Below are 26,274 nucleotides of genomic sequence, written 5' to 3'. Positions count from 1 at the left end.
CCGAACCTCGACAGGCTGCTCCGCCCAGAGGATACCCGGGTTGCGACAGGAGCGGGGGAAGAGGTGGTAGGGGCCACCCCAACCCCCGGCCTGACGGCTCTTGGTTCTCGGCTCATCCTCCGTGTTCTTTTAGCTCTTCGCCGAAGGAATATTGCCGAGCGGCTGCTGCGCCGCGATAGTCGGCTGTGGCTTGAAGATCGGATCAAGGCGCTGACGAACGAACTCCAGGCCCGCGACAAGCACGGTTCCGGCAAGCGCCACGCCCCAGCCCCATGTGGGGATCGTGGTTAAGGCAATGTAGGCGTGGACCGTCGGCCAGATGATACACACGACCAGGATGCCGAACGACAGCCCGACCAGTCCCAGCAGCAGCAGGAGCGGACGGCGGTCGTTGGGCGCTGCCGAGCGCCGGATCAGAGCCGCGCCCAGCAGAGCGGCGACGCTCATCACGACGTACAGGCTGGTCGCGACGAGGCCATGCCGCCCCGCTTCGTCGGCGATACGCGCCTCGTACGCTAGCAGGTTGCTGACGATCAGATCCCTGAGGTTGTACTGGCCGTGGACCTGAACAACATAAAAGATGCTCGTTAGGAGCGCCAGAGTCGCTGTGAGGCCGCCGAACCAGCCATAGCCCAGCAGATAGACTTTTCGCGCCAGCAGCGGTCGTCCCGTGGGTCGCGGCGATCGCAACATCAGCCGTGGATCTGGCCGACCGGCGCCGATCGCCAGGCCCGGCAGCAGCCCCGCCAGCAGATCGATCAAGAGCTGCTGGCCCACCGTCAGCAGCAGCGGCAGGCCAAACACCAGCGCCGCGATCAGCGCGACGATCTTCGCAACCGTCGTGGCAAGATTGAGCGCAACCAGTCGTCGAACCCGCTGCTCGACCGCGCGGCCTTCGGCGATGGCCTCCGCGATCGTCGCGAAGTTGTCGTCGAGCAGCACCAGATCGGCGGCCTGGCAGGCGGCGGCGCTGCCCGAAGCTCCCATGGCGATGCCAGTGTAGGCCGCTTTGAGCGCGGGCACGTCGCTGGCCGCGCCGCCGGTGACGAGCACCACCTCGCCCAGCTCCTCCAGCGCCTGCACGACGCGCACTTTGTGCTCAGGTGTGAGACGCGCCAGCACCATATCGCCATGCCGCAGCCGCTCTTTGAGCGTCGCCTGATTCATGGCGTCGATTTCGGGGCCGCTCAGCACCGTCGAGCGTGTGCTCCGAACCATCGTGCAGCGTCGCGCGATCGAGGTTGAGCTAATCATATCGTCGCCGGTGAGCATGATCGTGCGAATATGGGCGTTGTGACAGGCTTCGATCGCCTCGGCTACCTCCTGCCGGGGCGGATCGACCACCGCCATCATGCCCAGCAGCACCAGATCGTGGGCCACATCGTCGATCCGCGTCGCACGTGGGTCTGCGCTCGTCAGCGCGCGGCGGGCAAACGCGACCGTCCGCATGGCGTCGCGCTGATGGCGGTGGAGCACTTTTTTGATCGCCTGCCGATCGCGATCGGTGAGCGGACGCTCGCCGTTCATCGTGGCGAGCGCGGTACAGCGCGCCAGTAGCTCGCGCGGCGTGCCTTTGACATAGGCGAACGTCTGGCTGTGCTCCTGCACGATCACGCCGTCCAGGGCGGTGTCTCGATCGCTGTTCAAGACGGCAATCTGTGGGATCTGCTCATACACATCCGCGGCTTTGATGTGGGCTTTCGCCGCCGCGACGATCAGCGAGGCCTCGGTAGGATCGCCCAGGATATGCCAGTGCGGGCGCAGCGTATCGGGCGGCAAGAGTCGCGCCGTGCTGGTCAGCACCGCTCCGCGCAGCAGCGCGCCGATGTGCCGCGCGGCGTTGGCCGTGTCGAGCGGGCGATGCTCGGCGATGAACTGGCCCTGCGGCAGGTAGCCCACCCCCGTGACGACGATCGGCCCGTCGGCGGTCCAGACTTCGCGCACGGTCATCTCGTTTTGCGTCAGCGTGCCGGTCTTATCGGCGCAGATCACCGTGGTCGCGCCCAGGGTTTCGACGTTCGATAGGCGGCGAAAAATAGCCTTATGCTTCTGGAGTCGTCGCGCGCCCTCGATCAGCGCCAGGGTAATTCCGGGCATCAGGCCCGTGGGCACGGCGGCGGTGAGGAAGAGCACAGCGATCGTCAGGCTCTCTTCGATGGTCAGCCTGAGCTGGTTATACACATAAAGAAAGCCAAGCAGCGCGCTGATGAGGCCGACGCCGAGCACGACGTTGCCTAGATGAGCAAAGGCCCACAGCAGCGGGCTAGGCTCCTCCTGGGCGCGCTGGGTGAGCGCGGCGATCTTGCCGAAGGCGGTGTTCGTGCCCGTCGCAAAGACCACTGCCGTGCCGTGGCCGCTCACGACCCGCCCGCCGGCATAGACCACGTTTGGCAACTGCTCGGTCACATGGTCGTCGTCAAAGACTGCATCGACGATGCGATGAACCACCGACTCTTCTGTGCTGAGCACGGTATCGACGGTATGCAAATCGTGCGCCTCGATCAGCCGCGCGTCGGCGGGAATGCTATCATTCGGTCGCAGCAGCAGGATATCGCCCGGCACCAGCATCGACGCCATAATATTCTGCTCACGCCCGTCGCGCAGCACCCGCGCGAACGCAGGCAGGATGTCGTGCAGCGCCGCCGCCGCCCGCTCGACCTTGCGCTCTTGAATCGCGGCGACGATCGTGTTGAGCGCGGCGATCACGAGGAGCGCCTGTCCCATGTACATGCGGTCGATGCCGAAGGCGATAAACGCGGCGATCCACAGCGGCAGCAGCAGAGGCCGGACGACAATCGCGAACACGCCGAAGATGCTGCGCCAGCCGCGCCGGATCGTGAGATCGTTCGTTCCGAGCGCGGCAAGCCGGATCGTCGCCTCGTGAGTTGTCAGCCCGTGGCGCTCGGTCTTGAGTTCGGCTAGCGCTTGCTCTGGCATCAGTGTGGCGATCGACGTGGCTGGAATGGCTTGCCACTTCGTGGTTAATTCATCGACTGATGACTCTGTAATAGCCATACCTTAATCTCGTACGTGACAGGAGGTACGCAGTAGCGTTAGCGAGCCTGCGACGGAGCGGCATTGTATCCTTACTGTGGCAGGCGAAACGTCTGTTTAAAGCAGCGATTCCGTAGCTCCTGTTAAGTGATCGACGTATTTAAGCATCCGTATTGTAGCGCGTTCGGCACGTTTGGTACAGCCGGTATCGTCGCTCAGGCGCGGCATGGCCGTAAAATGCGCAAGGGATGAGCATGGCTCATCCCTTCCTGGCCTGGTATTGTGTGCGTGCTTAGCGGCGACGTTGTACCGTGTGGCGGACCCGTACCGGCTCTGGTGTCAGCTTGGCGGCTTGGTCGATCTGAGTCGCGATCCAGCATACACAGAGAGCAGCGAGCAACAGAGCGCAGACAATAAGCATAATCATGGCACAAACTCCTCGATTCCAATCCTTGAGCTGACACCCTCACGGCACTACTCCGCTTGTTTGCAACAGCTCTGTCTCTTTAAATCTTGTGCCACTGGAGAAGTGCAAAAAACATGCCAGGGTTTGCTCCGTCAATCCAAAGGTTGTCCACAGATCGTACACACCGCCGCCGGATTCTCGGAAGGCTGTCCCACCACCCACAGATCGCATGCGGCGCAGCGGTAGGCGCGAATGCGCGGCGCATCCAGCTTAGGCGCAGAGGGCGCGGCGATCAACGCCTCATGCAGCGTATCCAGGTCGCGGGCCGCTACCAGTCGCGCGTGATCGACGCGCTCGCCGACCAGCTCCAGCTCTAGCAGCATCGCGGGCGCGATCGTATGGCGGCTGGTGACATTGTCCAGCGCTTTCTCGTCGATCGTCAGCGTTTCTTCTTCTCCCTCCGGCCAGGGCACCGCCGAGAGCGTGACGGTATCGCCGCCGAAAAATCCGCCAAAATTATGAACCTCAGTCACCCACATTTTCCGGGTATCACTCATCGCTGGTGTCCTCATCGATCGATTCTGCTGACGGTAGGCCAAGCAGATCATGAAAGATCGCATAGTCGCGCTGCGATAGCGCCAGTGTAACGGATTCGATCGTCGTGTCGGTCTGGAGCGCCTGCTGGATGCCGATCATCTGCGCCGCGCCCATGACATAGCGCGGCAGCTTCTTGGGCACCGGCGGCAGCACATGATAATCCGTGCGCGTGCCGATCGCGGGCATGATGATGTGCCGCGCCTTCAGCTCTATCGCCTCGAGCAGGGCGCTGCGGGCGGCGGCGGCGATGTCGAGCGGCGTTGCCCGCACCAGATGATCGCGCTGCTCCGGCTGCTGGATGTACGTAAAGGTGATCGTCCAGATCGCGTGGCGCAGCGTGTGCGTCGTCGGGTGGAGCGGGAAGCCCAGCGCCGCGCCGATCGCGTACGGGCCGCCGTGCAGCGCGAGCGCCTGCTCACGCCGTGCGCGCAGCTCAGGGTTAAGCCCGTCTACGCTCGCGGCCAGTCCGCGCGAGGCCGTGAGCCAGCCGCTATCCTCGACCACAATCGCATCGGCGGGTACAGTCAGCGCATCCGCTGTCGATAACTTCACTCGCTCGTCCACCATCGTGCCTCCTTACTCCTGCGCTCATTATGAGCAGCGGACCGCGAAAACGTCAAGCTTAGGTAGAAACGTACTAAAAATTTGTAGGACCTACGGGGGCTGACGACCTACGACAAAAGCAGGTACGATACAACTATCAAGAATAGTGAGGTCGCCATGCAGCTCGAAGGATGTTTATCTCGCTTTGCTTTGCGGGAGCTGCTGGAGCTTTGTAGCAACAGTTTAGTTACTGGCGCGATCGAGATTCAAGCGCCGTCAGGCACGCATCTGATCTTCTTCGTCGAAGGTCGCTGCGTGCATGCGTCGTCTCCCGCTGCGCAGGGCTTTGATGCGCTCTGGCCGCTCTTTGAACTGGGGGACGCTCCGTTTCGTTTTGTTGCCGGGCAGACCACGCCCGAACGGACGGTTGTGGAGCCGACGCCGAATGTGATCGATCAGGCAGTAGCGCTGGCTCGGCAATGGTCCAGAATTCGGCCTCATATTCCCGATCTCGACATCGTGCCCGAATTCGTCACTCCGGCCAACGGCGAGCAGGTGCGAATCTACGAGGAAGACTGGCCGATCCTGTCGGGCGTCGACGGCTCGCGGACGATCGCCGAGGTTGCCCACTACGCCGTGCTCGATCCGATCGAGGTCTGTACCGGCCTGCTCCGCCTGAAGGAGCGCGGTCTGCTCCGGCTGTCGCGGGGACGAGCCGCCGTCGAGCAGGTGAAGGCGACGAAGATGTTGCCGCCCGCGCCCAGGCCGAAGCCGAGGCTGAAGGCCAAGGCTGCCAGCCAGCCCGCAGAGCAGACCAGCTTCTTCGCCAAGCTGCTGGTCGCCGTTCCCGAAGATGTGCTGAGGCCGGTCGAGCCGCTGCCCGATGCTTCCACGCCCGAACCGGCAGAGCGGACCATCGAGGAAGTGCCAGCCGCCGCCGCATCCGCTGAGGCCGCCGCTGCCACGGAGTACGACGATATTTTGCGGCTGTTACGCGCCTGATAGCTCGCGCTATGCCTTCCGACAGCGCTTCTTTTCCAGAGATGAGCAGATAGATTGACCTCGTAGAGATGCATTGCGATAGGCCCAAGGACACCGGCGTGCCCTACGGTTCAATTCAATGCTTTTGATTCTGACCACTTCCATACCCCACCCTGACATAAACGAGGCAGGTTATCGAACCTGCCTCGCTCGTCGCGTCCATCTGTTGTCGCCTGCCGCCTGCTACTGAAGGATCACGTTGTCGATCAACCGCGTCGTGCCGAGGCGCGCCGCCAGCGAGACGACCGCGCCGCGCTCGATCGGCCCGTCGATCTCGTGGAGCGTGACCGGATCGGCGATGCTGACATACTCGACCTGCGCCAGCGGCTCGCGCGCCAGGGCTTGGCTCAGCGCCGCCCGCAGCGTCTCCGCGTCGCGCTCGCCGCGCTGGTAGAGCTCGACAACCTGCTGCAAGCCCCGGTAGAGCACAGGAGCCGCCGCCCGCTGAGCTGGATCGAGGTACACGTTGCGGCTCGACAGCGCCAGCCCATCGCGCTCGCGCACGGTCGGCACGACGACGATCTCGGTGGGGATGGCAAGATCGCGGATCATCTGCCGAATCACCACCGTCTGCTGCGCGTCCTTCTGCCCGAAGTACGCTCGCTCGGCCTGCACGATGTTGAACAGCTTGCATACAACAGTCGCAACGCCGCGAAAGTGTCCGGGTCGGTGCGCGCCTTCGAGCATAGCGCTGACGTTCTCGACATCGACGTAGGTGCTGTAGCCTGGCGGGTAGATCTCTGCTACCGCAGGCACAAAGACCAGATCGACGCCCTCGGCCTGCAGCAGCTCAAGATCGCGGGGGATGTCTCGCGGATAGCGCGCGAGATCCTCGTTGGGTCCGAACTGCGCCGGATTGACAAAGATGCTGGCGGCGACATGGTTGCACTCGGCTCTGGCACGGCGCAACAGAGTCAGGTGGCCCTCGTGAAGGTAGCCCATCGTCGGCACGAAGCCCAGTGAGCCGGGCAGCGCCGCGTGAGCCGCTCGAAATGCTTGAATGGTGTCAAGAATCTGCATAGTTGTGGCAGGTTGCGGCCCGATCGGAAGCATGCCCATGCGCGATCGGGCCATGTGATGGTTAGTCCTGGTTGATCGAGTCGAGCGCCGCTTGCAGCACCGACTCATCCATCTTGGCGCTGTGGCTGGCGGTCGGGAACGCGCCCTCACGCACCTCCGCCGCATACTCTTCGGCTGCGGCGCGAATCTCATCGGCCAGGCTGCGGTAGCGCTTGGCGTGGCGCGGCACGAAATCGGTGTACAGCCCCAGCATGTCATGAATGACCTGCACCTGGCCGTCGCAGCCGATGCCCGCGCCGATGCCGATCGTCGGGACGCGCAGCCGCTCGGTGACGGCGCGCGCCAGCGGCGCTGGAATCAGTTCGAGGACCACGGCGAACGCGCCCGCCTGCTCAAGGCGCTGCGCATCCTCGATCAACTGCCGCGCTGCCTCGACGGTCTTGCCCTGCACGCGCTTGCCGAGGACGTTCTCCGACTGAGGCGTAAATCCCAGGTGGCCCATCACCGGAATCCCGGCCTGCGTAAGCTGGCGAACAATCGGCGCGACCGCCGCGCCGCCCTCCAGCTTGACCGCCTGGCAGCCCGCCTCTTGAAGCATGCGCCCGGCATTGTGAAGCGCCTGCTCGGCGCTGGTGTAGCTGAGAAACGGCAGGTCGCCGATGATCAGCGACCGCGATGTGCCGCGCACGACGGCTTTGACATGATGCAGCATATCGTCCATCGTCACCGGCACCGTCGAGCTGTAGCCCAGCACCACCGTGCCCAGCGAATCGCCCACCAGGATCAGAGGAATCCCCGCCGCATCGACCATCTGCGCCATCGTGTAGTCATAGGCCGTGAGCATCGGGATGCGCTCGCCGCGCGTTTTCATCGCCTGGATGTCTTGTATTGTGATCCGCATGATCGGTTCTCCATAACGCAGCCCACTGATCCATGCTTCCCTGTTGTCGAAGCACGGGCGGGCAGATTATTGCTCGTGCTCCAATGCAAGCTCGCTGGGAAGGGTGATCGTGTCTTGCAGCAGGCCCGCAATCTGCGGCGACAGACCGCGCTGCTCGGCCAGCGGCAGCGCGCCGTGCGCCAGGCAGCGGTAGAGCGCACCGATGTGCGGGAGCGTCTGGTCCAGGGCATGAATATGTCGCCGGACCGTGCCGACATCGCCGCGCACGAGCGGCCCCGTGAGCGCAGCGGGGAGTCGCTGCCGCTCAAGATTGTCCAGCGTGGTGCGCATCAGCGGCAACAAGGCTTGCAACCCCTGCTCCGGCGTCGCGCCCAGTTGCTCGAAGATCTGCTCGGCCAGCGCGGCCAGCACGATCGTGTAGTTGGAGGCGATCACAGCGGCGGCGTGGTACAGCGTCTTATCCTGCGGCGCGAGGTCGAGCGCGTGTCCGCCAAGCGCCCGTGCCAGATCCCACAGGATCGCGTGGAGCGGCGGCGGCGCTTCGATGGCGAAGGTAATGCCGGGCGGCAAGGTGGCGTCCAGGGTGGCGAACGCGGCCAGCGGGTGAAACGCGCCGATGATCGCGCCGTCGTCGGCTGCCGGTTGCAGCGCGCTGGCGGGCGATACGCCGCTGGCGTGTACGACGAACTGCCCGGAGCGCCAGGCACCGGCAGCGCCTAGCTCGCGAGCAACCGTGGTGATCGCGTCGTCGGAGACGGTCAGCAGCACCAGATCGGCGCGGCGGGCGGCCTCGGCGGCGTTCAGGACTTCGGCGCAGAACGAGCACGCCGTGGTCTGCGCCTTGCGCGGATCGCGGCTCGAAACGGCGCGAATGTCGTAGCCTGCCGCGTGGATCGCTCGTCCGAGCGCCAGGCCGACACGGCCAAGCCCGATGATGGCAATCGTCGGAGGCGCACCGTCTGATAGAGGTGTGGCGAGATCTGCGGGCGTGGAATGCCCCAGTGGTGACGACAGTGTCATATCGTACCATCCCAGTCGATAACCGATCCAGGTGGCTTGCGCGTGGATCGAGAACCTAATACGCTCCCCGCCCGAAGGTCGAGGGCATGGGTATTCTAGCATGGGCGCAGGTGATTGACAATGGATGAACCAGGCGGTACAATACCGTGCGGTTGATGGGGTATCGTCTAATGGTAGGACGCCTGACTCTGGATCAGGTAGTTGGGGTTCGAATCCCTGTACCCCAGCCAAAGGCAGCCGGTGCATACGCGCCGGCTGTTGCATTTTAATCGCCTCTTTGGTTCATGATATACTGGCGCGCATGAACGCTTCTGCTCCAATTGGCGTCTTCGACTCCGGCGTTGGCGGTCTGTCGGTGCTCCACGATATTCGCGCCGCGCTGCCCAGCGAAGATCTGATCTATGTCGCCGACTCCGGCCACGTGCCCTACGGCAGTAAATCGCAGCACTATATCCAGCAGCGCTCGGCGATCCTCACACGCTTTCTGATCGAGCAGGGCGCGAAGACGATTGTGATCGCCTGCAACACGGCCACGGCGGCGGCGGCAACCTTTCTCCGCTCGACGTTTACGCTGCCGATCGTAGCGATGGAGCCTGCGGTCAAGCCTGCGGCGGCGGCGACGCGCTCCGGTGTGATCGGCGTGCTCGCGACGGTCGGCACGATCAAGAGCGCGCAGCTTGCGGCGCTGCTTGAGCGCTTCGGGCAGGGCATCGAGGTGGTGACGCAGCCCTGCCCCGGCCTGGTGGAGCAGGTCGAGGCGGGCGATCTTGACGGCCCCGCGACGCGCGCGCTGGTGGAGCGCTACACCGCTCCGCTGATGGCGCGCGGCGTGGATACGATCGTGCTCGGCTGTACGCACTACCCGTTTCTGCGCCCGCTGATCGCCGATGTGGTCGGGGCGGACGTGGCGCTGATCGATACCGGCGCTGCGGTGGCGCGGCAGCTACACCGCGTCCTCACCGCGCACGATCTGCTTGGCAGCGGCACCGGACGAGGCGGCGAGCAGTTCTGGACCAGCGCCGATCCCCACGACGCGCCGCGCGTCTTCTCGTGCCTGTGGGGCCGCGATGTCGGGGTGCAACGCTTGCCGGAGGGCTTTGTGTGAGGCAGGCAGGAATCCAGGCCGCCCTCGATCAGCATCGATAGCGCTTACTCCGGCTGCTCACGCTGCTCGATAAAATCGCCTGAGAATTGATCTAAGCTCTCGAAGAGCGCTTGCCACGGATCTTGACACGGCAAGAGCACAACCGCGCTGCCCATCCGCTTGATCAAGACGTGATCGCCCTCGAATCGAAACTCCTCCGGCAACTCCACCATCTGGCCCGGCCCGCTTTGCAAGCGCTTCGCCGTCTGCATCGTCATGCCTCCTCGATGAGCTATCGCAAAAGTGTAGATCTTAGCTGCTGTCCGCGCAAGAGCCGAGCACCTAAATCACCGATCCGCACGATCCGTTACGCATGTTTTCCGTTCATATTTCGAGGTGCGGCGCTTAAGAAAACCGTAAGCAATGCGCAACATCGTGATAAGCGGCGAGTCTTACGCTACAGGCAGCAGAGCAAACCAGGAGGAAACTGAATGACTCGCAGACGCTTATTGTTTGGAATCGCTGCGCTTGCCGCGATCATCGCCGCGCCAATCGCGTGGTATTTGATCAGCCCGCTGTTTATCACGCGCACCGTCAACGAGGATTTTCCGGCGGCGGCGGCAGCGCCCGCCGTGCAGGAGAGCATGACCGGGGCCAAAGCCGACGATATGATGATGCCTCAGACCGCCCAGGCTATGCCGGAAAAAACATCTGAGGCGATGGCGATGTCGGATGATGCGATGATGGCAAAAACGCCTGATGCGATGATGGCTGAGAAATCGGGCGATGCGATGATGGCAAAAACGCCCGCAGCCATGGCCGAGCCAACCGCCGCGCCGTCTAACGAGCCCAGGCTGCTGCGGATGGGCCAGTTCCACCCGGTCGAGCATGAGGGCCGGGGCATGGCCTCGATCTACCAGTTGCCGGACGGCAGGCGCGTGCTGCGGCTGGAAGACTTTGAAGTGCTCAACGGCCCCGATCTCTACGTCTGGCTGTCGAGCGCCGCCGATGCCAGCGATGCGCGGACGATCCTCGACAGCCAGTATGTCTCGCTGGGGCGGCTGAAGGGCAACCAGGGCAATCAGAACTACGAGCTGCCCGCCGATCTCGATGTGAGCGCCTATCACTCGGTGACGATCTGGTGCCGACGGTTTAGCGTCAACTTTGCGACCGCGCCGCTGAAATAGCTGTGTGACCTGAGCATAGGGCGAGAGCTGGTCTGACGGGCTGCGCTCTCGCCCTATGCTGGCGTATGGCGCGGAATTACGTCGCATCTTTGGAAAACACCTGATTCTGCATCACAATTCGCGCTCAAGGTTTTCCCTTGTTCTTTTGTTCCTTTGTTCTTTGTTCTTTGTTCTTCGTTGCTATAATCGAGGAAGGCACAAGCGAAATGGACGCAACTATGGCGACGATTCTGGTTGTCGACGACGAGCCGAATATTCGTGAGGTGGTGGGGCTGTACCTGCGCCGCGACGGGCATACTGTCGTCGCGGCGGCGGACGGCGATGAGGCGCTGCGGCTCAACCAGATCCACCAGCCCGATCTGGTCGTGCTCGATCTGATGCTGCCCAAGATCAACGGCCTTGAGGTCTGCCGCCGCATTCAGGCGGAGCGGCGCGTGCCCCTGATCATGCTGACGGCCAAGGGCGAGGAAGAAGATCGGATCATTGGGCTGGGCGTGGGCGCGGACGATTATGTCACAAAGCCGTTTAGCCCGCGCGAGCTAGCGGCGCGGGTTGCCGCCGTGCTGCGGCGCGTCAACGAGGCTGTGAGCACCGGCACCGACGAGAAGATTCTCGACTTCGGCGATCTGCGGATCGATCCCAACACCCGCGAGGTCGTTGTGCGCGGCTCGCCCGTGTCGCTCACGGTGCGCGAGTTCGATCTGCTCTACTACCTGGCGCTGCATCCTACCCGCGTCTTCACCCGCGATCAGCTCATGGACGCCGTGTGGGGCTACGCCTTCGCCGCCGACACCAGCACAGTGACAGTGCATATGCGCCGCCTGCGTGAGAAGGTCGAGGCCGATCCGACGCAGCCGCGCTACCTGCTGACGGTCTGGGGTGTTGGCTATCGCTGGGGAGGCGAGCGATGAGCATGATGCGCGTGGTCGGCGTTGCGCTGCTGTTTCTGCTTGGCGCGCTGGCGATCACCCTGGCCGTCGCCGCGACGCTGCTGGGCATTCCCACCGCCGATCTTCCGGCGGTCGCGTGGCTGCTCGCCAGCGTGGGCGGCGGTGGCGGCCTATGCGCGCTGGTGCTGATGCGGCCTGCCGTGATCGGGCGGATCGGCGGCGTGCGCGGGCAACTGGTTGGAGCCAGCCTGCTTGGCTGTCTGCTGCTCGTCGGCATGATGGTCGTTGGGGCGCAGCAGATGTTCATCTCGGAGCATGATCTGGCGGTGCTGCTAACGATGCTGCTCTTCGCGGCGCTGCTGGCGATCGGGCTGTGTCTGCTGTGGGCCACGCCGATCGCGCGGCGGATCGAGCTGATGCGCGCAGGCACGGCCCAGCTTGCGACGGGCAACCTCGACACGGTGCTGCCCAGCGCGGGCCACGACGAGATCGCGCTGCTGGCCGCTGACTTCAACCGCATGGCCGCCGCGCTCAAGCAGGCCGCCGCCCATGAGCGCGAGCTTGAGCAGGCGCGGCGCGATCTGATCGCCGCTGTCTCGCACGATCTGCGCACGCCGCTGGCCGCGACGCGCGCGCTGATCGAGGCGGTCGCCGATGGCATCGCCGCCGATCCTGAGAGCGAGCGGCGCTACCTGCGCTCGGCTCAGCATGAGATCGCCCACCTGAGCCAGCTCGTCGACGATCTCTTTGAGCTATCACAGATCGACGCGGGCGTGCTGCGGCTCAACCTGGAGCGCGCCTCGCTCCACGATCTGATCTCCGATACGCTGTCGAGCTTTCAGCCGCAGGCGGCGCAGCAGGGCGTGCGGCTGGTCGGCGAGGTTGCGGGCGACATCGATCCGGTGCTGATCAATCCGCCCAGGCTTCAGCGCGTGCTGCATAACCTGCTGGGCAACGCGCTGCGGCACACGCCTGCCGACGGGACGATCTTGCTGCGGGCCGAGCCGCGCGGCCAGCTGGTGCAGGTTGAGATCAGCGATACCGGCGAGGGCATCGCGCCTGAAGATCTGCCGCATGTCTTCGAGCGCTCGTTTCGCGGCGAGCGCTCGCGCACGCGGCGCGGTGTGGAGCGGGCGGCGGGCGCTGGGCTGGGCCTGACGATCGCGCGTGGCCTGATCGAGGCCCACGGCGGCACGATCGGCGTCGAGAGCCAGGTGGGCAAGGGCGCGCGCTTCTACTTTACGATCCAGCGGGCGTAGCTTTTGCTCAGTCGGCAGTATCGGGAGGATCGATCCGTAGGAACTGCGCCGATCACAGATCCGGCATTGCATGGTTCGCAACAAGCTATGACGTTTGGGCTATGTTTACAACTCTTAACTTATGCTACGATGCTCACGCTGCGTATTGCACAATGTTTCCCTTACTGTTTGTAGCGCACGCGACATCGTCGTCGATAGCAGGAGTATGTACATGGCACGAACCGTCGTCCTCAATATACCGCTCTATGGTCATGTCAACCCGACGCTGGCTGTGGTGCGAGAGTTGGTAGCACGTGGCGAAGAGATTATTTATTATTCCTCGGATACCTTCAAGGACCGTATACAACAGACGGGAGCCGTGTATCGTTCGTACGATACGCTCTTCGTCGATCCGGCGCTTCAGGCGAATCCCACGGACTTCTCGCTGCTGGTGATCAAGGAATGCCTGCATGTGCTGCCGCAGGTGCTAGACGAGGTGCGCGCGTCGCAGCCCGACTACATCCTCTACGACTCGCTCTGCGTCACCGGGCGTTTTCTCGCTCAGATCCTCAACCTTCCCGCGATCATGTTCTGCTCAACTCATGCGGGCGGCATCTTCATGATGGTGCGAAAGACATACGATCCATTACCCGCACCAACGGTTATCGCGCATAATGCTTTTGGAGCAGCATCAGGTGAGCAGCCGAAGGACGTGCTGATGATGCACGCGCCGTCGCCGAATCTGGTGCCGCCGATAGGCGAAGGGCCGCCGAAGGACGTGCTGATGATGCACGCGCCGTCGCCGAATCTGGTGCCGCCGATGGGTGAAGGGCCGCCGAAGGATGTGCTGATGATGCACGCGCCATCGCCGAATCTGGTGCCGCCGATGGGTGAAGGGCCGCCGAAGGATGTGCTGATGATGCACGCGCCGTCGCCGAATCTGGTGCCGCCGATGCAGATTCAGCAAATGCCAGCCGGCATCGTTCCCGTACTGGCTGATGCGGCGCTGCCACCGCCAAGCGGCAAGTATGTATCCGGGGAGCAGATCACGGAAATTCAGGCGGCTATTCACGGCGCGCTCGCCGAGCTATCCACGACCTACGGCCTCCCCCCGATCGAGCCTTCGAGCATCTATGATCATGCCGAGAAGCTAAACATCGTTTTTCTGCCGCGCGCATTCCAGGCTCGGAGCGAAACCTTTGACGAGCGGTTTGTGTTCGTCGGGCCGTCGATCGTGCCACAGCCGGAAACGCTCTCTCCCCTGATGCGTGCTCCGGGGCGGCCAACGTTGTATATCTCGCTCGGCACGCTGTTCAATGCCTGGCCTGAGTTCTTCGCGAGCTGCATCGAGGCGTTTGGGAACAGCGAGTGGCAGGTGCTCATGGCGATCGGCGAGCGTGTCGATCCAGCGTCGCTCGGTGTCCTCCCCGACAATATCAGCGTCGCGCCCTACGTGCCACAGCTTGCGGTGCTCGCCAATACCGATGTGTTTATCACCCACGGCGGAATGAATAGCACGATGGAGGCGCTGTCATACGGCGTGCCGCTGGTCGTCATTCCGCAGATGGCGGAACAGGCGATCACCGCCAAACGAGTTGCCGAGATGGGGCTGGGCTTGACGCTCGACAAATATACGATGACTGTCGAGATGCTGCGCGACGCTGCCGCTCGTGTGCTGAACGAGGCCAGCTTCCGCGAGCAGGCGGCACAGATGCAGGCCGCGATTCGGGAGGCTGGCGGATACAAATGCGCTGCCGATACGATCATGCAGTTCATCACGGCGTAGCTCAAGCGTAACCCGCCGAGCAGTGTCGGTGCGGCTTGAATACTGAGGGGAACCAAACAAAGAGCAAAGAACATCAGGCGATGCTTCTTCTTTGTTCTTTGTTTGGTTCCTGGTTCTTGATTCTTGATTCTACCGATTACTCCGCTTTGAGATCAGCCGTCGCTCTTACTGTCCCGGCCCGCTGCGCGATGGCTCTTACCGTGACCCTGCCGCCGCCGGGCGCGCGGACCAGCCAATCGACGTGCGCGAGATTATCGCTGGGGAAGAGGCCGCCCCAGAGCGCGACCTTATTCGAGCGGCCTTCAAGCTGCCCGATGTCCTGGCGCAGCTCGCCGACCTCCAGCGTCGCGCCTTCGGGAAGCTCCAGCTCGACGCGGATCGGGCGCACCGCCTTGCGCTTCTCGGCCTGCTTCGAGCCGTAGGTCGGCAGAAAGCCGGTATTCGCCACGACCAGCCGCACGCGATACAGATCGCCGCCGAGCGCCGTTGCGCTGCACTCACGCAGCGTGAGCTTCGGCCCGGTCGCCGCCGCCGCCAGCACGAACTCGGTATTCTTACGGCACGTCTCCTCCAGAAACCGGTGCGGCGGATTGCGCCAGGTGTACATCGTCTCCCAGCCGCCGATCTCGACGTGCCCAAGCTGCGGATGCTCGAACGGACGCCAGGTATGGTAGCCCGCGCCGTCCAGCTCCTCGTCGTTCCACTTGAGAATCTTGAGATCGTCCTCTTCGGGATGATCCTTCATCCAGCCGATGAACTCGCGCTCTTTGATGCCCGCCTCGCCGACGATATCCCAGAGCTCGACGGTATAGCCGAAGATGCCGAAGTGATCGTAGACCCAATCGTCGAAGACGCCCGTGATAAACTCCTTCGGATCGTAGCGGAAGCCGTGATAGACCGACACGCCGGGATAGCCCGTTAGCTCGGTGCCGCGCTCGCTGATCTTCCTGTAGACCAGCAGATCGTGCGGATCGAAATCGTCGTCGGGGCGGTCGCTGAAGGGCCGCAGGATCGCGCCGCTGTAGGTGTGATACGTGATCGCGCCGTGGATGTTGGGATGGCTGCTGATAAAATCGACCACCGCGCGGATCTCCGGCTCGGAGGTGGGATACAGGCCCGCGCCGCGCTGCTGGCCTTCGGGCTGCCACTCGTAGGGAAAGTTGCGGTTGATGTCGAGGCCGTAGGCGGCAGGCGCGATCTTGATGTTCACGCCGTCCCAGTTGCGGATCAGTCCCTCGGTGAAGATCCGGTAGTAGGTGCCGCCGACCTCATGCGGCTTGCGGCGGGTCATCAGTCGGGGATCGAGATCGGAGACGCGCCACTCACCCGCCGGATCGGGAGTGCGCATCTGCAAGATCTTGCCGTCGCCGTCGATGTCCTCAGGATACAGTCCGTCTTGCGGCTCCTCGAAGGGATACGGACGCTTCGAGCTACGGATTGAGTAGGGCGTCGTCAGCGAGTACTCCGCGCCGTCGGGGTTGAAGCGCGGCAGAACGTAAAACGCGCGCTCGTCGACCAGCTGCCGCACCACGTCGTCGGATGCGTAGTCGTCCAGCAGGCGATGGATCACATGCAGCGCCGCCGTCGAGCCGGTCACTTCGGTCGCGTGAATGTTGCCGTCAAGCCAGTAGGCGGGCTTCTCGGTGTCGCTGCCGGTCGCCTGGTTGGTGATCGTCATCAGCCACAGATCGCGGCCTTCGTAGCTTTTGCCGATCGAGCGGAGCGCCGCAAGCTGCGGATAGGCTTCGGCGTATTCGCGCAGCATGGCGACTAGCTCTTCGTAGCGGTAGTATTGGGAAAAATCGACGGTAGGCATTTGTCCTCCTATGCGGATATGCGCAACTATCGATAGTATAACCCAACTGGTGCCCGTGAATCGACGCCCGATCTGAGAACAGCCTCATGTTAGGTGCATCCGGGGATTGTCGAGTGACGGGCAAGCTGCGGCTGCCGAAATAAGCTGGTCCATGTTAGAATACCTGCATGGTCAAAGTTATCATGACCTGGGACATCCAGGATGGCAAAGAGAAAGAGTACATCGAATTTGCGGTCAACGAGCTAAGCCCGACACTGGGCGCGCTGGGGCTGCAAATCAACGATGTCTGGTACACGATGTACGGCAGCGGGCCAGAAATGGTCGTCTCAGGCTTGATGGACAGCCGCGCCGACGCGCTGGGGCTGCTGCAAAGCCGTGATTGGGCACAACTGCGGCGGCATCTTGCGCAGTTCGTCGATAATATCAACGTGAAGATCGTGCCGCCTAAAGGCCCGTTTCAGATGTAGTAGAGAAACAAAGAACAAAGAACAGAGCACAGCTAGCCTCCCTTCTTTGTTCTTTGTTCCGTGGTTCGCTGTTCTCGGTTCTTGGCTCGTTACTTATCTTTCAGCGCCGCCACGCCCGGCAGTTCCTTACCCTCAAGCAGCTCCAGCGACGCGCCGCCGCCCGTCGAGATATGCGACATCCGCTCGGCCAGATCCATCTGCTCCACCGCCGCTACGCTATCGCCGCCGCCGATGATCGTTGTCGCGTGGGAGTCGGCCATGGCCTGGGCGATGGCGCGGGTGCCTTCCGCGAACTTGGGCATCTCGAAGACGCCCATCGGCCCGTTCCAGATCACGGTCTTGGCGTCTTTAATCACCGTGCTATACTGATCGATGGTCTTGGGTCCGATGTCGAGGATGCGCCAGCCGTCGGACACCGCATCCACCGCCACGACCTGCGTGTTGGCGTTGTTGTCGAACGCATCCGCCACCACCACATCGGTCGGCAGCAGCAGCCTGACGTTGCGCTCCGACGCCTTTTGTAGGAGATCGCGCGCGACCTCGACGCTCTGCTGCTCCACCAGGGAGTCGCCGACCTTGTTGCCCTGTGCCAGCAAAAAGGTATTCGCCATGCCACCCCCGATCAGCAGCGCGTCGACCTTGCCCAGGAGGTTTTCGATCACGCCGATCTTATCGCTGATCTTGGCGCCGCCGATCACCGTGACGAACGGACGCTGCGGATTTTCGATCGCGCCGCCGATGTACTCCAGCTCTTTTTCTAGCAGCAGCCCGGCCACGGCAGGCAAGTACCGGGCAACGCCCTCAGTCGAGGCATGGGCGCGATGCGCCGCGCCGAACGCATCGTTGACATAGATCTCGCCAAGCCGCGCCAGCTCCTGCGCCATGCTCTCGTCGTTCTTCTCCTCGCGCGCGTCGAAGCGGGTATTTTCGAGCAGCAGCACGTCGCCCGGCCTGAGGCTCTGCGCTGCCTGCTCCGCCTCGGCTCCGGTGGTTTCGTTGACCTTTTTGACCTCGCGGCCAAGCAGTTCGCCCAGCCGCCTGGCGACCGGATCGAGCCGCAGCTTGTCGACAACCTGCTTCTTAGGCCGTCCCAGGTGCGACATCAGCACCACGCTCGCGCCCTGGTCGAGCAAATATTGGATCGTCGGCACCGCAGCCGTGATGCGCGTGTCGTCGGTGATACGCTGCTGATCGTCGAGCGGCACGTTGAAATCGACGCGGACGAGCGCGCGTTTGCCATGCCACTCCATATCACGAATCGTTTGCTTCTTCATGGATAGCCTCCCTTCAGGGCGAAAACCCACAGGCTTTAGTCGTGGGACGAACGCCCTGTCTCAACTGGCTTTAGCCCATTCTGTTGAGCTAAACGCCATTCCATAGTACAATTGTTCGTGTGCTAAGGCGCTCCGGCGGTACACCGGAGCAACGGTTTTCGCACCTGAACAACTCGCGGTAGGAGGTTGCGGCACGTACGATCCGTTGCCGCGTAAAACCGTGACAGGCTGTACTAGTCTGGTGCCAGTCAACGCACCAATGGCATTCCGTTCCAGCCGCCTGCGGACTGGCGTCAGGTCGGTGCTTGAACCGACGCTACGAAATGTGGAAGTGCAAGCCCATCATCTTCAGGGATGGGTTGTTGACCTGATCCTCCTTTTCATACAGAATCCCCGTGCCATTATAGATCAACTGTCTTTCAGGCTCCGTGCCTTAAGCGGCACGACGAGTGAAGATTGCTCCACTCGTCGTGCTGCGGTGTTGTCGGGCCAGGTGTTGGGCTGGGTTGCCCGCGCCGTCTTATGATCTGGCTACCCTTGCGCAGCGCCCGCGCGCTCGGCGATCACATCGTCCAGCAGCGGATCGTGGCCCAGGTAATCGCCCATCAGGAATTGAACGTACGGATACTGCTCCTGCGCCTGCTCCAGCAGCGTCGGCAGATCGTCGGTGACGTGGTTGCCGGTGTGCAGGAAGTAGGGCACCGCCAGCACCCGCTCGGCGCCCTGCTCGACACAGCGCGTGATCGCCTCTGGGATCGACGGCTCGTTGATCTCCATAAATCCAACCTCGACGATTGGATAGACGCCGCGCTCGCGCACCACATCGACGACCGCAAACATGTCGTTGTTGGCGATCGGTCGTGGCGAGCCGTGGACCATCACCAGCAGCGCGTCTTTCATGACACCACCTCTACGCTACGAGTCGCGGGGCAAGCTTCGGTTCCGTACAATGGACAGCGCGGATTCGCCCGGCAAAACGCCGCAACCTGCGCCTTGGTGTCGCGCCAAGCCGACGGCGGACGTGCACGCTCCGCGCAGGCTACCAGCGCGTCGGCCAGCAGCGGGTGGAAGCGGATCGCATCCGCGACGCGGACCTCGACGTGAGGAAACTCGGCCTGGGCGGCGGCGATCACGTCGGGCAGATCCTCCTTGACGAACTTGCCCGCTACCAGAAAATATGGCACCACGGTGATGCGTGTCGCGCCCTGCTCGACGCAGCGCCGGAACGTGTCGCCGAAGCGCGGCTCGCTGTAGTTGAGGTAGCCAACCTCGGCGATCGGCGCAATGCCGCGCTCGCGCATCCGCGCCGCCAGCTCCGCCAGGTTCTGGCCCGCGCCACACAGCACGCTGCCGTGGCTGAAAAGAATAATCGCATCGCTCATACGTCCATTATACCTACGAAAGAACCAGGCGCCGAGAGGCACAAACAAAGAACAAAGAACAACGGCTGCTCTTTGTTCTTTGTTCCGTTGTTCTTTGATTCGCCGGGAAGGTCAACCGCTAGGGTTTAAGGATCGGGGGTAGAAGCGCAGCGGTGCTTCCTTGTTCGCTTGTTTGCTTGTTCTTCCCTCTGGGCATAGGCACCCGGTTCTTTGTTCCGTTGTGCTCCGCCTACCCTTGCAGCCGCCGAATGATCGCATCGGCCATCTCGGAGGTGCCGACCGCTGTCGGATCGCTGCGGTTGGGCTTCATGTCGTAGGTCACGTCCTTGCCCTCGCTGATCACCGACTCGACGGCCTGCTCCAGCCGATCGGCGGCGTCGCGCTCGCCCAGGTAGCGCAGCATCAGCATCCCCGACAGAATCAGCGCGGTCGGGTTGACCTTGTTCTGCCCTTTGTACTTGGGCGCTGAGCCGTGCGTCGCCTCGAAGAGCGCGGTGTCCACGCCGATGTTCGCGCCGGGAGCCACGCCCAGCCCGCCGACCAGGCCGGCGCAGAGATCCGACAGAATATCGCCGTAGAGGTTTTCCATCACCAGCACGTCGTAGTTTTCGGGCTTCTGCACAAGCTGCATGCACATCGCGTCGACCAGCCACTCGTCGTACTCGACGCGGCCCTCGTACTCTTTGGCAACCTCGCGCGCCACCTCGTAGAAGAGGCCGTCGGTATACTTCATGATGTTGGCCTTGGCGACGGCGGTCACTTTGCGGCGATTATTCGTCAGCGCATACTCGAACGCCGCCTTGACGATGCGGTAGGTGCCCGTGCGCGAGATCGGCTTGATCGAGATCGCGGCGTCCTGGCGGATCTTGCCCGGTGCCATGTCGATGATCTGCTGCGCCTCCGGGCTGCCCACCGGAAACTCGACGCCCGCGTAGAGGTCCTCGGTGTTCTCGCGGACGATCACCAGATCGACGTTGTCGAAGCGCGAGCGCACGCCTTTGTACAGCTTGCACGGGCGAATGCATGCGTAGAGATCCAACTCCTTGCGCAGCGCCACGTCGACCGAGCGAAAGCCCGTGCCGATCGGCGTGGTGATCGGGCCTTTCAGCGCGACTTTGTTGCGGCGGATGCTTTCGAGGACGTTCGGCGGCAGCGGCGTGCCCGCCGTCTCCATGATGTCGACGCCCGCCTCGACCACGTCCCAGTTGAACGCGACGCCCGTCGCCTCCAGCACCCGGCGCGTCGCCTCGACAAGCTCAGGCCCCGTGCCATCGCCGCGAATCAATGTTACATCGTATGCCATTGGTTGCCTCCTGATGCCGATCGGTCGTCGGCACGATGTGTTGCTTTGCTACGGGGCCATTCTAACTGTGTAGGCGGCGATGGTGCAAATTGGAGTGGGAGGAGGTGGACAGCTCAGAGAATATAAATTACCACCCCCTCGTTATTGGTTGCTGCCTGTTGGTAAAAATCCTTCAGCCTGGAAAATTTCTTGATAAGCCATTGCTTTACTTCAACTTGTTCCCATATTTCAGGCCGAATGTGATTCTCAAGCAGCCATTTCGGGTCAAACCATTCCTCGAATTGTTCTATGGATATATTAGAGAGTTTTGTAGCGAGAAAAGATACATGCTTTGGCATCAGATACCGTGCTACGACAGATGAAGCTTGGTAAGTAGTAGGAAGCCCTCCCATAAGCACATTTTCTAATGAAGTATCATCCCATGACATTCCTCGTTTTAAGGCTTCCTCTCGTGGTATTGGATATTCATCAGTGAGCGTAAAATGAATACCGGCCCAGGCTTCTCCTAAATTCAAGTGACGGGATTGATCATTTTGAAATTGTTCGATTAATCCGTCAATCGAAGCGGGATCTTCTAATAGATTTTGGGCCTTATCTGGCAATCTTATAAGATGGAGATCCATGAGCTACCTCTAAATCATTCGCTGCTAACTTCATTATTCCATTCTTGCGCTAAAACAGCATTCTTAGCATCTTCAAACAATGAGATACCAAAATTAACTGCCTCCTGCAATTCATCGAGATTTGAAAAGTGAGGACGAGGAGATCGGGGCGAATAAGTAAAATCGGGATCATCTAGTTGCTTGGACTCTCGTGCCAACAGACTATAGGGACCTCCAACTGGTCCTTGCTTTGTCTCGATATGGAAAAGCCAATCTACCTGGGAATGTTGAAAAGAAACCTTAAGAGTTAGGTTACAAGTTTGATGTTTTTCCTTATAGACAAAGAATTTATCTTTCTTAACATACTTAAACTCAAGTGGAGTATTTGACAGTACCTCAATCAGATCATCCTGCTGGTAATTGCTCATCTCAGGTCGATCTCGGCCAATTTCATAAAACTGATAGTACCGATCTGCAAAATTGATTTTGGAGAGAATCCGAATTAGCTTAATGAAGTCCGATTTAGCTTGCATTATATATTCCTCCCAACATATACAAGTGTTATTATAGCACACGAGTGCTCTGTAATCTTCATTCGTAGAATTTTCAGAGAGCCTGAGAACTCTAAAAACTTGGATTACATTACAGAGTACTATAACTACTCCTTCTTGAATTTAAGCTGTATATTCCTCTCACTTGCCAGTTTGGTGAATTTCTGTAAATTTGCACTGGTTAGGTTGGTATCTGGCACTTCAAGGAACATTTCTCCTTCGAGAACTGTACCCGGTTGAAAATCATCTGCATATTTTGTGGATTTTATTGGAGTGCCAGGTTTGTATTTGGCTTCCATTTCCTGTAGATATTTTATGAATGTCGACTCATCCACGTTATCAAAATCAATTGCTTTTCTTGAAACAATTTCCTTGCCGGGAATATAAGCGTCTAGGCGCTTGCCATTGCCCAGGTGAATCTCATGAAAATCATAATCCTCGTTCGCTGTTCTATTGAATCTATTCCCTCGTGCAATGGCACTGTTCTCACCATTATAGAAATCATAAGCTTTCTGGTAGTCCTCACGATTTCTTGGTGCTTCACCTTTCTTTTGTTTCTTCTCAAGATACTTCTGATACCGCTCCTCCATCTCACGATCTGAGAACGGCTTCTCAGCATCAGTATCAGCGCGCTTATTATAACCGTTTTGCCTATCGGCATCGAGCTTCTGTTTGGGCGCGTGCGGCGCATCGGCATGCTGACTCCTCGGCACATTAATATCTTTGCCACCCTTACCGAGCTTTTGCTTAATCCCATTCCACACATTATCAAGCAACTCATCAGCAGCCGACTTCGCGCCCCGAAGCGCATCCGGTATGGCGTTGATGGCCTTTATGATACCCGGTCCAACTATGCCCGCAACGATCGCCAGGCCTTCATCGATATACTTGACGCCCTTCGCAGCGAGCTTGCCGCCTTTGCCGATCAGCTTGAGCACGTTGCCCGCTCCGGGAATAGCGAACGCCGCCGCCATCGCTCGTTCCATCGGGCTGACCTTCTCACCGGTCACTGGGTTAATCCCCGTTATGGCGATGATGCCATCCTTGATATTGCTGACGATCGGCACAAAATCGGTGATGACATTAACCAGGCCGGTAAGCTGTTCCGCAATTCCAACCGCTTTGAGCGCACACTGAATACCTGAAGCCACTTTTCCGCCGACCCATTCCAGCGCCGGTCCGGCTTTCTTGACGATTCCCCAGGCCTTATTGCCCAGACTCTTGGCCGTGTTCCAGACCTTCTCGCCGCCCAGTTTCTTAGCGACATCAAGCACTTTGCCGCCCCAGTTCTTGGCGGTGGAGAGGGCTTTGCCGCCCCAGTCCTTGGCGGTGGAGAGCGCCTTGCTACCCAAGCCCTTGGCCGTATTCCAGGCTTTGCCGCCCCAATCCTTGGCGGTGCTCCAGGCCCTGCTGCCCAGGTTTTTAGCGGTGGAGAGGGCCTTGCCGCCCCAATCTTTAGCGGTGGAGAGGGCTTTGCCGCCCCAATCTTTAGCGGTGGAGAGGGCCTTGCTACCGAGATCTTTCGCCGTGCTGAACGCTTTACTGCCCCAGTCCTTGGCGGTGGAGAGCGCCTTGCTGGTCAGGCTCTTCGCGGCACCGAGCGCTTTATCGGCCAGTCCCTTGGCGATATTCATCACAAAGCTTAGCAAGCCAGCGGCTTTGCCAAGTATTTGGTTCGCCATCCCGGCCACTTTGCCGGCCATCCCCCCTGTCAGGTTGTTTGCCAGACCCAGCATCTTATCGGCGGCACCCTTGGCCGTGTTGAGCATGTTGCTGCCGAGATTCTTGGCGGTGTTGAAGACGTTCTGGCCCAGGTTCTTGGCTGTGCCCAGAGCCTTTGTGCCGAGATTCTTGGCGGTGTTGAGCGCGGTCGTCATAGCATTTTTTGCGCCGCTCAGCGCCTTGCCGCCCAGATCTTTCGCCGTGCTCAACACCTGCTTGCCCAGGTTCTTCGCGCCGCTGACCGCTTTGTTCACGGCCCCTTTGGCCGTGTTGAGCGCTTTGCCACCCCAGTCTTTCGCGGTGTTGAGCATGCTACCGCCCAACTGTTTCGCCTGCTTCCAGGCTTTGCCGCCCAGATCCTTCGCCGTGTTCCATGCCTTCTTCACGACCGGCGTAAGCGCCTTGAAGGCCAGGTTCCGCAAGCCCACGATCGGATTGAGATAGCTACAAGGATCTTTCTTAACTGTTTCGATAAATTTCTGCGTCAGGCTAGTCGCCGTATCGACGGCCTTGCCGCCCAGGGTTTTCGCCGTATCAAGCGCCTTGCCACTCACATTCTTGATCGTGCCCCAGGCTTTGCTCCCAACACTTTGAACGGTGCTCCGTGCTGCACTCCCGACCTGCTTCGCTGTATCCCAAGCGCCCTGTCCTAGGCCCTTGGCAGTACTCCAGGCTCCTTGACCTGCGCTCTTGGCGGTGTTCCAGGCAGAGGTTCCCAGGCTCTTACCCAGATTCAAGGCACTCGTCCCCGCGCTCTTGGCGGTGTTCCAGATCCCTTGCCCCGCGCTCTTGGCGGTGTTCCAGGCAGAACTTCCGACATTCTTGGCAGTACTAACCGCCGCGTTGCCCAGATCCTGGGCCGTGCTCAGGGCCGCGCCGCCCAGACTGCGAATCGCTCCTAATGCTGCTTCGGCCAATTTCTTAGCGGCATTCAGCGGGTTTAAGTCGCTTAACCCAATGCGCTGGACGACCCGCTGGAGGGTTGGAGTGGTTAGCGGCGAGCCTGTTCGGGCGGTGCGCTGCATAGTGGCCGCCGGGTCATAACCATTGGAACTGGTCGTCAGCGCCTGCACAGCTAATGGAGACGCTGCTTCGGATGGGCCTTTATCCGTGGCTGGCTCGGTTTCCTGTGCCGTTGCTTCTACAGGAGTAGTTAGCTCCGTCGCAGTGCCACCTGGAGCCTCCTGCTCACCTATCTCGCGATGATATGAACCGTTCGCTCCCGGTAAACCTGAGTTCGGAGGTGCTGCCAGATCATGAGAGCGCTGGACAGCCGGGGGCGTTGTATCAGCAACCTGTCCATTTGAGCCATGTCCATGAGCTGAAAAGTCTCTATTGACGGGACTAGGGGCCGCCGTTGTTTCAGCTCCGGCTACAGCCTGGCGTTGGATGGCTAGCCGTTTTTCCCGGCACTGCTCACATTCGCCTGTTTCATCCGCGATCCCTCCACAAGCGCACGTACGCTGTGCCATCCAATCCGGCAAACGTGTGATGACCAGCGGATCACCGTTGCCGAATACTGGGCCGGGCGGCGGGCACTGGTCATTTAGGACACGCTGGACATGCGCATCGCCACCTCCTGTCATTACCACTCCAGTGGCGGATGCCTGTGCAGGGGCCGCTTCAGCAGCAGAGGGTGTTGCTGTGTGTACTGGCTGCTTTGATTGTTCGCCACTCTGCTCTTGAGGCGCAGGAGCTTGACTGGCAGCTTCTGGTTTCGGATCGCTCTGGTGTTGCTCGGCGTTACTCTGCTGCTCGGATGGAGCAACAGTATCCTCGGCGTGCTGCTCAGGAGATGCCGCTTGCTGCCCAAGCAGCGCGCCAGCCCGCGCCCGTAATTCAGATTCGGCGCGCTGCTGCACCGACTGTTTCTTTGTATCGATCATCTGCTGAACGGCTCGATTGCCGATGCGCCGTTGCAAATGCAGCATGTTGGTAGAGCGAATGGCAGGCGGTGGTGCAGCTACAGGGTGTTGAAGAGGTGCGGCTTCTGCCTGGGGAGCGTCCAACTCGCCGCTCTGGTGTGGAGCAGGGGCTGATGAATGCGTTGGCTTTGGAGCCTTGGCAGCATGATCAGCAGAGGTGGACATTCATTGCTCCTCGACAGCAGCTCTCTAAAACATCACAATTGTGCTGCTTGTAGCGCGGCCAACACATGGCTAACAGCAATACCGGCGCGCGATATAGCAGCATGGATATGTGCAGCGTTTGCTTCGATGCAAACATTGCATAACCACTATCTCTTTTCTAAGCTAGATAGGACCGCTGATGGGGGTAGTTGGTTGTAAGTGTCACACAGTACCTTTTCCTCGGATAGGGGTCAAAAAGCATAGTCCGGTGGTGTCACCTGAACCACCGATACCAGCTACATAAGTACCATCAAGAGATGGATGTCGGTGCGATGAGCTTGGCGCGCTTCACACTCTGAAGCCTGAAGCCAGCGCGTTCCA

The 26,274-nt window shown here is 60.9% G+C and carries 22 protein-coding genes and 1 tRNA gene; 8 read left to right on the top strand and 15 right to left on the bottom strand.

The features are described from left to right. Positions 1-129: 129 nt before the first annotated feature. The 3 genes from VFZ66_05420 to VFZ66_05410 all read right to left on the bottom strand — a co-directional run bounded on the left by VFZ66_05420 (position 130) and on the right by VFZ66_05410 (position 4,564). A complete protein-coding gene (locus VFZ66_05420; GenBank protein ID HEX6288607.1) occupies positions 130-3,015 on the bottom strand; it encodes a cation-transporting P-type ATPase in 2,886 nt (961 codons plus the stop codon). 537 nt (positions 3,016-3,552) lie between these two features. Continuing rightward, a complete protein-coding gene (locus tag VFZ66_05415; GenBank protein HEX6288606.1) occupies positions 3,553-3,957 on the bottom strand; it encodes a hypothetical protein in 405 nt (134 codons plus the stop codon). Next, positions 3,950-4,564, bottom strand: coding sequence for a hypothetical protein (locus VFZ66_05410; GenBank protein ID HEX6288605.1), 615 nt, complete (start codon positions 4,562-4,564; stop codon positions 3,950-3,952). The genes VFZ66_05415 and VFZ66_05410 overlap by 8 nt, the downstream gene beginning before the upstream one ends. Before the next feature lie 153 nt (positions 4,565-4,717). Here VFZ66_05410 and VFZ66_05405 point away from each other — a divergent pair, with 153 nt between their 5' ends. Next, positions 4,718-5,542, top strand: a complete 825-nt coding sequence (locus tag VFZ66_05405; protein HEX6288604.1) for a DUF4388 domain-containing protein — start codon at positions 4,718-4,720, stop codon at positions 5,540-5,542. 222 nt (positions 5,543-5,764) lie between these two features. Here the strand turns inward: VFZ66_05405 and panC are convergent, their stop codons facing one another. From panC to VFZ66_05390, 3 genes are all read right to left on the bottom strand, one after another. After that, positions 5,765-6,601 (bottom strand): pantoate--beta-alanine ligase, encoded by an 837-nt coding sequence (gene panC, locus VFZ66_05400; GenBank protein HEX6288603.1) that lies wholly within the window; start codon positions 6,599-6,601, stop codon positions 5,765-5,767. Between the two features lie 61 nt (positions 6,602-6,662). Further along, positions 6,663-7,502, bottom strand: coding sequence for a 3-methyl-2-oxobutanoate hydroxymethyltransferase (gene panB / locus VFZ66_05395; GenBank protein HEX6288602.1), 840 nt, complete (start codon positions 7,500-7,502; stop codon positions 6,663-6,665). A gap of 66 nt (positions 7,503-7,568) precedes the next feature. Continuing rightward, positions 7,569-8,522: a DUF2520 domain-containing protein gene (locus tag VFZ66_05390; GenBank protein HEX6288601.1), complete on the bottom strand. Its 954-nt coding sequence runs from the start codon at positions 8,520-8,522 to the stop codon at positions 7,569-7,571. A gap of 156 nt (positions 8,523-8,678) precedes the next feature. On the opposite strand from VFZ66_05390, the gene VFZ66_05385 reads away from it, so the two are divergent. Beyond that, positions 8,679-8,752: transfer RNA gene (locus tag VFZ66_05385), tRNA-Gln, on the top strand. A gap of 71 nt (positions 8,753-8,823) precedes the next feature. Continuing rightward, a complete protein-coding gene (murI, locus tag VFZ66_05380; protein HEX6288600.1) occupies positions 8,824-9,627 on the top strand; it encodes a glutamate racemase in 804 nt (267 codons plus the stop codon). A 44-nt stretch (positions 9,628-9,671) separates the two neighbouring features. On the opposite strand, the gene VFZ66_05375 is transcribed toward murI, so the two are convergent. After that, complete coding sequence (locus VFZ66_05375) at positions 9,672-9,878, bottom strand: hypothetical protein (GenBank protein ID HEX6288599.1); 207 nt, start codon at positions 9,876-9,878, stop codon at positions 9,672-9,674. 219 nt (positions 9,879-10,097) lie between these two features. On the opposite strand from VFZ66_05375, the gene VFZ66_05370 reads away from it, so the two are divergent. The 4 genes from VFZ66_05370 to VFZ66_05355 all read left to right on the top strand — a co-directional run bounded on the left by VFZ66_05370 (position 10,098) and on the right by VFZ66_05355 (position 14,707). Further along, positions 10,098-10,793, top strand: coding sequence for a DM13 domain-containing protein (locus VFZ66_05370; GenBank protein ID HEX6288598.1), 696 nt, complete (start codon positions 10,098-10,100; stop codon positions 10,791-10,793). 218 nt (positions 10,794-11,011) lie between these two features. Next, positions 11,012-11,704 (top strand): response regulator transcription factor, encoded by a 693-nt coding sequence (locus VFZ66_05365; GenBank protein ID HEX6288597.1) that lies wholly within the window; start codon positions 11,012-11,014, stop codon positions 11,702-11,704. Beyond that, positions 11,701-12,942: a HAMP domain-containing sensor histidine kinase gene (locus tag VFZ66_05360; GenBank protein ID HEX6288596.1), complete on the top strand. Its 1,242-nt coding sequence runs from the start codon at positions 11,701-11,703 to the stop codon at positions 12,940-12,942. Before VFZ66_05365 ends, VFZ66_05360 begins: the two co-directional genes overlap by 4 nt. A gap of 211 nt (positions 12,943-13,153) precedes the next feature. After that, positions 13,154-14,707 (top strand): macrolide family glycosyltransferase, encoded by a 1,554-nt coding sequence (locus tag VFZ66_05355; protein ID HEX6288595.1) that lies wholly within the window; start codon positions 13,154-13,156, stop codon positions 14,705-14,707. Positions 14,708-14,843: 136 nt separating this feature from the next. Here the strand turns inward: VFZ66_05355 and VFZ66_05350 are convergent, their stop codons facing one another. Further along, on the bottom strand, positions 14,844-16,523 hold the full coding sequence (locus tag VFZ66_05350; protein ID HEX6288594.1) for a M14 family metallopeptidase: 1,680 nt from the start codon (positions 16,521-16,523) through the stop codon (positions 14,844-14,846). Positions 16,524-16,690: 167 nt separating this feature from the next. Here VFZ66_05350 and VFZ66_05345 point away from each other — a divergent pair, with 167 nt between their 5' ends. After that, entirely contained in the window at positions 16,691-16,990 is a 300-nt protein-coding gene (locus VFZ66_05345; protein ID HEX6288593.1) for a hypothetical protein, read from the top strand. A gap of 89 nt (positions 16,991-17,079) precedes the next feature. Here the strand turns inward: VFZ66_05345 and VFZ66_05340 are convergent, their stop codons facing one another. The 7 genes from VFZ66_05340 to VFZ66_05310 form a co-directional block, all read right to left on the bottom strand. After that, on the bottom strand, positions 17,080-18,264 hold the full coding sequence (locus VFZ66_05340) for a phosphoglycerate kinase (GenBank protein ID HEX6288592.1): 1,185 nt from the start codon (positions 18,262-18,264) through the stop codon (positions 17,080-17,082). A 531-nt stretch (positions 18,265-18,795) separates the two neighbouring features. Beyond that, positions 18,796-19,164 (bottom strand): CbiX/SirB N-terminal domain-containing protein, encoded by a 369-nt coding sequence (locus tag VFZ66_05335; protein HEX6288591.1) that lies wholly within the window; start codon positions 19,162-19,164, stop codon positions 18,796-18,798. Next, the gene (locus VFZ66_05330) at positions 19,161-19,646 is read right to left on the bottom strand and encodes a CbiX/SirB N-terminal domain-containing protein (GenBank protein HEX6288590.1); all 486 of its coding nucleotides are present in this window, start codon (positions 19,644-19,646) and stop codon (positions 19,161-19,163) included. The genes VFZ66_05335 and VFZ66_05330 overlap by 4 nt, the downstream gene beginning before the upstream one ends. Positions 19,647-19,875: 229 nt before the next feature. Next, positions 19,876-20,949, bottom strand: coding sequence for an isocitrate/isopropylmalate dehydrogenase family protein (locus VFZ66_05325; GenBank protein ID HEX6288589.1), 1,074 nt, complete (start codon positions 20,947-20,949; stop codon positions 19,876-19,878). A gap of 113 nt (positions 20,950-21,062) precedes the next feature. After that, on the bottom strand, positions 21,063-21,572 hold the full coding sequence (locus VFZ66_05320; protein HEX6288588.1) for a DUF1877 family protein: 510 nt from the start codon (positions 21,570-21,572) through the stop codon (positions 21,063-21,065). A 14-nt stretch (positions 21,573-21,586) separates the two neighbouring features. Beyond that, positions 21,587-22,084, bottom strand: coding sequence for a hypothetical protein (locus tag VFZ66_05315; protein HEX6288587.1), 498 nt, complete (start codon positions 22,082-22,084; stop codon positions 21,587-21,589). 125 nt (positions 22,085-22,209) lie between these two features. Continuing rightward, positions 22,210-25,755: a pre-toxin TG domain-containing protein gene (locus tag VFZ66_05310; protein HEX6288586.1), complete on the bottom strand. Its 3,546-nt coding sequence runs from the start codon at positions 25,753-25,755 to the stop codon at positions 22,210-22,212. Positions 25,756-26,274 lie beyond the last annotated feature (519 nt).

It is taken from the genome of Herpetosiphonaceae bacterium (assembly GCA_036374795.1).
Lineage (GTDB): Bacteria > Chloroflexota > Chloroflexia > Chloroflexales > Kallotenuaceae > LB3-1.
Note: the sequence above shows the minus strand (reverse complement) of the source record. Positions and strands in the feature narration are given on the sequence as shown.